Origin of the sequence: Brunnivagina elsteri CCALA 953 (assembly GCF_002289455.1) — a bacterium.
GTDB classification, from domain to species: Bacteria; Cyanobacteriota; Cyanobacteriia; order Cyanobacteriales; family Nostocaceae; genus Brunnivagina; species Brunnivagina elsteri.
In genome coordinates this window covers 1-6933 of the sequence record NZ_NTFS01000352.1, presented here as the reverse complement: position 1 = coordinate 6933, position 6933 = coordinate 1, and the positions used below count along the sequence as shown (strand labels likewise).

General features: G+C 39.7%; 8 protein-coding genes, 1 tRNA gene and 1 pseudogene. 4 read left to right on the top strand and 6 right to left on the bottom strand.

The features are described from left to right. From CK510_RS23490 to CK510_RS34070, 4 genes are all read right to left on the bottom strand, one after another. Positions 1–934, bottom strand: a 934-nt coding sequence (locus tag CK510_RS23490; RefSeq protein WP_143289404.1) for an FprA family A-type flavoprotein, incomplete at its 3' end; no start/stop codon positions are given. Between the two features lie 129 nt (positions 935–1063). Further along, positions 1064–2788, bottom strand: coding sequence for a diflavin flavoprotein (locus CK510_RS23485; RefSeq protein ID WP_095723983.1), 1725 nt, complete (start codon positions 2786–2788; stop codon positions 1064–1066). A gap of 211 nt (positions 2789–2999) precedes the next feature. Beyond that, positions 3000–3260, bottom strand: a complete 261-nt coding sequence (locus CK510_RS23480; RefSeq protein ID WP_095723982.1) for a CRR7 family NDH-1 assembly protein — start codon at positions 3258–3260, stop codon at positions 3000–3002. 9 nt (positions 3261–3269) lie between these two features. Then, complete coding sequence (locus CK510_RS34070; protein WP_281257074.1) at positions 3270–3401, bottom strand: hypothetical protein; 132 nt, start codon at positions 3399–3401, stop codon at positions 3270–3272. A gap of 365 nt (positions 3402–3766) precedes the next feature. On the opposite strand from CK510_RS34070, the gene CK510_RS31165 reads away from it, so the two are divergent. Continuing rightward, positions 3767–4042, top strand: coding sequence for a hypothetical protein (locus tag CK510_RS31165; RefSeq protein ID WP_143289403.1), 276 nt, complete (start codon positions 3767–3769; stop codon positions 4040–4042). A gap of 124 nt (positions 4043–4166) precedes the next feature. Then, entirely contained in the window at positions 4167–5207 is a 1041-nt protein-coding gene (locus CK510_RS23475; RefSeq protein WP_095723981.1) for a response regulator, read from the top strand. Between the two features lie 101 nt (positions 5208–5308). On the opposite strand, the gene CK510_RS23470 is transcribed toward CK510_RS23475, so the two are convergent. Further along, positions 5309–5608: a DUF3493 domain-containing protein gene (locus CK510_RS23470; RefSeq protein ID WP_095723980.1), complete on the bottom strand. Its 300-nt coding sequence runs from the start codon at positions 5606–5608 to the stop codon at positions 5309–5311. Positions 5609–5645: 37 nt separating this feature from the next. Between CK510_RS23470 and CK510_RS23465 the strand changes: the two genes are divergently transcribed. Beyond that, positions 5646–5717, top strand: a tRNA-Thr gene (locus tag CK510_RS23465). Positions 5718–5864: 147 nt separating this feature from the next. Here CK510_RS23465 and CK510_RS23460 read toward each other — a convergent pair. Beyond that, a pseudogene (locus tag CK510_RS23460) lies at positions 5865–6173 on the bottom strand (class I tRNA ligase family protein); the annotation flags it as partial. Between the two features lie 245 nt (positions 6174–6418). Between CK510_RS23460 and CK510_RS23455 the strand changes: the two are divergent. Beyond that, a partial coding sequence (locus CK510_RS23455) for a hypothetical protein (RefSeq protein WP_211293277.1) occupies positions 6419–6933 on the top strand: 515 nt, incomplete at its 3' end.

Sequence of the window (6933 nt, the reverse complement as noted above, 5' to 3'; positions counted from 1 at the left end):
TGATAAAACCAGCACATTTTTCGATTGCTTCTTGAATTTCACTCGGTTCAGCAAATTCACAGTTTATTGATTCTACCCGCACACCAGCTTTGGTAATGCCATGTGCGATCGCTTGAGCAACAGTTGCGGTATTTCCGTAGGCTGAAGCATAAATTAATGCCACTGTATTTTCCTGGGAAGTTTGTTGTTGCAACCATTCTCGATAAGTTTTAGTTAAATCAATCAAACCGTAGCGCACCAGAGGACCGTGATTTGGTGCATACATTCGCACTTTCAAATCGGAGAGTTTTTCTAAGGAAGTCTCGACTTGACGTGCATGGGGAGCCATGACGCACTCGAAGTAGTATTTTCTATCTTCTAAAAATGACTGCCAGCCTTCATCAAATACTTGGTCGCCACAAATATGTGCCCCAAATAATTTGTCGGTGTATAAAATTTCTGTTTGTGGGTCGTACGTACAAAGTTCATCGGGGTAACGGGGATTAGGTGTGGGGACAAATTCTAAATGGTGTCCTTTACCTAAATCTAGGGTTTCTTCACCCCGTTTAACTAATATTGGTAAATCGGGATTTTCCAACGCACTACGTAAATTTATTGCCCCAGGGTTGGAACAGACAAAAGTAATTTGGGGGGCAATTTCTTGTAATGCTTTTAATGTTGCGGCACGGTTAGGATTAACGTGACCAAGAATTACATAATCAATCTTTTTAATATCAACCCGTTCCTGTAAAGCTTTGAGAAAAATCTCAGTAAAAGTCTCTCCAGGAGGGTCAATTAAGGCGATTTTTTCACCTTCAATTAAATAACAATTCGCTGTAGTTCCCTTCGCTAATGCATATTCGATTTCAAATCGCAAACGTGCCCAACTGCGGGAGCGAAAGACGCGGGTATCAGTTGCGATCGGGTGAATTTGTACGTCACGGGGTTTATTCATAATTTCGGTAGGAATTGGGCATTGGGCATTGCACATTGGGAATTGGGCATGGGGGGACTGTGGAAACTATTAAACCCCTAACTGTGTTACGAGTGGTTTATTCTCGATGCCCTATGCCCATTGACCAAATTAATAGTGATTACCGACTTTGCGGTGGTGGACTGCGGTCATTCCTTCAGGTTTGGAAACTTTGCCAGCATAAACGGTACAGTAAACTATCCAATGGTCCCCTGCATCGAGTCTACTAGCAACTTCGCACTCCATATATGCGAGGGCATCAGCGAGAATTGGCGTACCATTTTCGGCGCTTTGGGTGCGTATTCCTTGAAAACGGTCAGCACCTGGAGCAAATCGCTTTAAGAAGTGTTTCATTAAGACTTGATAATTGCCTTCTTCCAGCACGTTGAGGACAAATTTGTCACCGACTTGCATTAATGATTCGATTGCCCGATCTTTGGCGACGGCAACGCTGAAACCGAGGGGTTTGAAGCTTGCTTGCATCACCCAAGAAGCTAACATCGCGCTTTGGACATCGTTTTTCTTGGCAGTGATGATGTATAAACCACCGCTAATTCTTCCTAAAGCTTTATCTAAGTCTGCACCCAAGGATTTCATTGCCTTGATGCTTTTATCTCGCGTTACCCACTGTGCTAAGTCGGTTCCGGCTTCTTCACACAATTTATATTTGTTTTCTGTGGGGGTTTCGCGAATCTCAATTACTGGAAATCCCACATGTAAACCTAAAGCACGGAATTTATTCAATAAAGGATAGGTGGGTTCGTCATTTCCACCACCTGTTTCAAAAATACCGATCGCTTGTTTGGGATTGGCAGAACCCAAGATTGTACCTAAAGCACCTTGAATATTGGCATCTTCAGACGCGGGAGGCATCCCAATAATAATCCCTGCAACTCGACTCACAAGCTCCCGTAATTCCTGTAAATCTGGTGCTATACCCAAATCGACCATTTCTACGGCTACACCTGTTTTGGTGATGCCATTTGCTAATGCTTGGGCAAGGCGATCGCTCGCACCATATTCAGATACGTAGAATATCCCAACAGATGTTTCTGCTTTTGCTTGGGTTTGGCTCCAAGTGCGGTAACGTTGGACTAATTCCTCGACGTTATGGTGTAAAAGTGGTCCATGTCCGGTAGCAATAGTGGTGATTTTTTTGAGTTCACCCATGCGTTTGAGTGCAGATAATACCGAGCGTGAGTTAGGAGCCATTAAGCACTCGTAGTAATATTTGTAATCGGGGGAAATTGCCTCTAAATCTTCGTCAAATGTCGCATCGGAACAGTAATGTAACCCGAAGGCATCGCAGGTATAAAGTGTTTCTGTTTTGTGGTCGAATGTAAAAATTGTGTCAGGCCAGTGTAAATTCGGAGCAATTACAAATTCGAGTTCGTGTCCATTGCCCAAATCTAATTTATCGGCGTTTTTGACGATTTGCCGTTTAAAGGGGGTATGTACGAGATTTTCTAAAAATTGAATTGCCACTTTAGAGCCAACCACCGTAATTTCCGGTGCAAGTTGCAACATATCTTTTACTAAGCCACTATGGTCAGGCTCAGTATGGCTAATGATTAAATAATCGATGTCAGTGAGATTGATTAACCCTTTGAGAGTATCAAGATAAAGCTGGCGAAACTTCTCGTGGGAGGTATCAACTAAGGCTATTTTTTCACCACGAATCAGGAACGAGTTGTAGGTTGTGCCATTTTGCAAACCAAACTCAATATCGAATCTATCCCGATCCCAGTCGAGCGATCGCACTGCTGTTGTATCGGTAGCTATATCCTTAACTTCTATAGTGAGCCGTTTTTGGGTTTTCTCGACGAGTGCTACCATAACTAGCCTCCTAATTTAAATAAGTATTTCTTCCCTTTTGTTATATTGTGGCATGAGACAAATGTAAATAAATATTAAATAAACTATGGATGGGTTAAATAAAACTGAAGGGTCAGTTCAATTCACAATTAGCAGTAGTCTTAAGGAAGCAAACTAGATAGTTGAATTGCGAATTACCAAGCCCCAAAAAAACAGTCTCATCAACGAATAATCACTTCTCTAGACGAACAGCATACCACTGCAAGAATTTCCCCGGACCAATATCTAACTCGCAACCAGTATCAATTAGGTGTTGAGCTTGTGTTTCCGCATTGTCAAACTTCTGCAAATCATGGGGTAAGTCTTCAGATTGGAACCCATGTAAAATCCCTTTGAGTTTTTCTAGCAATTCTGCTGCTGTGAGAAATTGCTCAGGTTGATTGGTTTCAAGGACAACAAAAGTATCCTGTTGGTACATCAATGAGTCTGGCATGAAGAAAATTTAGATACTTGGCAACAACATTAAATATATAGCGGTTTTGACTTTAATCTGCTGTACCCATTGGTAATATGATATTTTGACAATCCCAGGAAATGGGATGTCGCCATAAGCGGAGTTTAATGCCGGATGCATATCGTATCTGACGAAGTATAGGAAAAAACAAATAGATACAGTTTTCGATTAACCGATGCTTGTTGATGTGAGAATATCTACAGTGAATCCCCAGGTTCGCTTTTGAGTGCTGAGTAATAATTATCAAATCAAGCTGTCACAACATTTGAGACTGATAACTCTTATAAAAAGTAGATTCAGAAAATTGCGAAGTTACCGATCATAATCCTTACATTCGGCTCGTTCATAATTTATTTCAAAAAATGTTCCTATAAATGAGAACTGTGTCCGGATTCTTGGGAACTATAAATAGTGACATTTTCTGTACTGAGCCATTGGCTAGTTACGAAAGTATAACAAGCCTTTGCTTTTTAGATAAATTAACTATGCAACTCAGCCATCTACCACATGTCTTGCTCGCTATCAGCCATACCGTGCTAGCGTTAAATTCCCTCGAAGTTCAGATGCGATCGCTTGGATATTCGCTTGGATATGTCCTTGAATCATCCCCTAGCCGCATTGGAGGAGAATCATGCTTTGGATTTACTGTCAGACACCGAAATCGCGCCAGTTTTATCACGATTCATCTTGCAATTAAGTACATCGAACGCATAAGTAGTTTATCAGAACCAAGTCTGGTAGTAACTTCAATTTGCTGGTAACAAGTAATGAGTATAAGTAATGGGTACAACAAAACTGATTTGTAGCCATCTACTTTGCATTCAACATCATTACTCGACAGTTTTATCCAACTGAGATTCTGAATTTCCTAAGACAACGCAGATCATGTCAGGCAAAAGCCCAATTAAAATTTCTAACAACCCACCTCTAATTCTCGTAGCCGACGATGATAGAACTATGCGGCTGTTGCTACGGGAATTTATGGAAAAAGAAGGCTACCAAGTAGTCGAAGTGAATAACGGTAAGCAATGTTTAGAAGCTTATATTAGCAACAAACCCGATTTAGTTCTGGTTGATGGAATCATGCCAGAAATGGATGGTTTTACTTGCTGCAAAGAGCTACTCCAAATTGCGAAAAATAATCTTGCCCTTGCCCTTGCCAATTTCGATAGTGGTAATGGTTCGTTTGGCAATACTGTGATGTCTAAGCTTTGGGAACGTACTCCCATTCTCATGATTACAGGATTAGATGATCCGCAATCTGTAGATCGTGCTTTTGAATCTGGAGCTAGTGATTTTGTTACTAAACCAATTCACTGGGCTGTATTACGTCAGCGTGTGCGAAGGTTACTACAACAAGCACAGCTTTACAAACAACTCGAAGCTGCAAACCAAGCTCTACAGCAACTAGCAAATGTTGATGGATTGACTGCTGTTGCTAACCGTCGTCACTTCGATCAATATCTCAATTCCCAATGGTTATCATTAGCGCAAGATCAATCCCCTCTATCACTAATTTTGTGCGACATTGATTACTTTAAACGTTACAACGATAAATACGGGCATCCTGCTGGGGATACTTGCCTACAAAAAGTTGCTACAGTTTTGAAGTATACAGCACAGAAAAAGTATGATTTGGTAGCGCGTTATGGTGGTGAAGAGTTTGCAATTGTCATGCCTTATACTCCTGCTGTTAGCGCAGTTCACGTTGCAGCAGCCATGCAGGCAGCAGTTCGAGAAGTTGAAATTGAACACAAAGAATCTTTTGTGAGTCAATTTATTACCCTCAGTTTAGGTATAGGTACTATGATTCCTAGCTTTGAAACTTCACCCCAAGACTTAATTTTGATGGCAGATCAAGCCCTATATCAAGCAAAAGAACAAGGACGAAATCGTATTATTATCAAACAAGGAGTACTTAGATAAGTTTCGATTTTTACAGAAAACTTTTTTAAAAAATTATTAATATTTTCTGACTTCACATACCAATATGTATTGTTTTGTAGAGAAGTCTTAAGAAAAGCCTGCTATTGTCCTTTTTTCTTCTTCCCCTTGTCCTCTTGTCGTTGTTCCCATTGCCATAGGAATGCAACCACAGCGATAACTGCTGCTTGGATAGCCAAATTTGATAAAGCAGTTTCGATATCGCGTCCAGCCAGGATTTGAGTAAGAAAAATAAATGCACCAATAAATCCTGAACCAGCAGCAGCTAAATAGAAAAATCTTCGCAAACCTCGATATGGTGCAGCGATTTCAGCTTTGAGACGGGCATAGGTTTCGCGATCGAGTTGCTTGTTAGTGCCTTTTGGGGAATTGGGTTGTACCATTATTGATGTGATTATGCTATGATTAACGCTTGTTTGTGCCGATGTGGCTCAGTGGTAGAGCTCTCGATTCGTAATCGAGCGATCGCGGGTTCAAATCCCGCCATCGGCTTGCTTTAAATCACTAGTTTACCCCGTTTCACTAGATATTCTTTATTAAAGTATGTAGTGAATCCTCCTAAACTGACTAAATACGATACTCTTACCCTCCGAGAAGAAACTGTGATCGCATTTGTTCGATATTTTGAGATGTCCATTACGACAGTGGTACTCCCCTATCAATCGCCGCATTTTCCGCAGGCAAACCGAAAGCATCCCAACCCATCGGATGTAGAACCCGATAACCTTGCATTCGTTTGAGGCGTGCGATCGCATCTGTAATTGTATAGTTACGGACGTGACCCATGTGCAAACTCCCCGATGGGTACGGGAACATGGATAAGGCGTAGAATTTTGGCTTATTCGAGTCGTGTTGAGTTTTGTCTAAGCCAAGTTCAGCCCATGTTTTTTGACATTTTTCCTCAATCTCTGCTGGGTTGTATCGAGACTCTACTGAAAATGCTCCTATTCACATACACTTTTTTTCTGCCTACACATTGTAGATACGATGGTTTGCGATCGGTTATTTATGTAGGGATTTCTGGATTTACATCATACTACAGTTGTAATATCAAAGGCTAAATTATAATAACTTATGATTTGTTGGTCGTATTTGCTATATGTGAATTATCGTAACTTCAGTGGGAATAATAAGGTGAGCAGAGGGAAATAGCCATATTTCTTTAAGTAAATATTACCTTACCTTTTAATCTAATGTTTTTATTTAAGAATGAGTATGTAAAAGCGGCATTATATGTGCCTAATTGCACTTACGAGATAAAAGAGTCTTTTTCGTTTGATTCCACGCAAAATCTAAATAAACAATTCTTAATTAATGACTACAAGTACTTAATTTGGAAAAAGGAAGCAGCATTGGTATTTTTTCTGATTCATGATTCAGAAGAAGATGGTTTAAATTGGAAATTTTTCTTGCAGAAGTACCAGCGAATAAATGAAGAAGCGAAAATTCATAAATTTATAGACTTATTTAAACTCTATAATACCCATCAAAAATCAACATTAGATTTACAACAATTAGAATCAGATAATAAAATATTTAGTACAGATTTTCATCCTTACATTACCGCAATACCATCCAAAATCAAAATCATTGATATTAATAAATATCAAAAAGAAGAAATAAGTAAAAAAATATCTGATAAAGTTTATCACATTTTCGATACAAGTAATAATAAATTAGAATTTAAAAACAGACATGCGATTATCTT

What these genes read in the sequence shown, in the direction of transcription:
- CK510_RS23485 (WP_095723983.1), bottom strand. Translation starts at nt 2,788, where the DNA reads ATGGTAGCACTCGTCGAGAAAACCCAAAAACGGCTCACTATAGAAGTT.
- CK510_RS23480 (WP_095723982.1), bottom strand. Translation starts at nt 3,260, where the DNA reads ATGCCAGACTCATTGATGTACCAACAGGATACTTTTGTTGTCCTTGAA.
- CK510_RS34070 (WP_281257074.1), bottom strand. Translation starts at nt 3,401, where the DNA reads ATGCATCCGGCATTAAACTCCGCTTATGGCGACATCCCATTTCCTGGG.
- CK510_RS31165 (WP_143289403.1), top strand. Translation starts at nt 3,767, where the DNA reads ATGCAACTCAGCCATCTACCACATGTCTTGCTCGCTATCAGCCATACC.
- CK510_RS23475 (WP_095723981.1), top strand. Translation starts at nt 4,167, where the DNA reads ATGTCAGGCAAAAGCCCAATTAAAATTTCTAACAACCCACCTCTAATT.
- CK510_RS23470 (WP_095723980.1), bottom strand. Translation starts at nt 5,608, where the DNA reads ATGGTACAACCCAATTCCCCAAAAGGCACTAACAAGCAACTCGATCGC.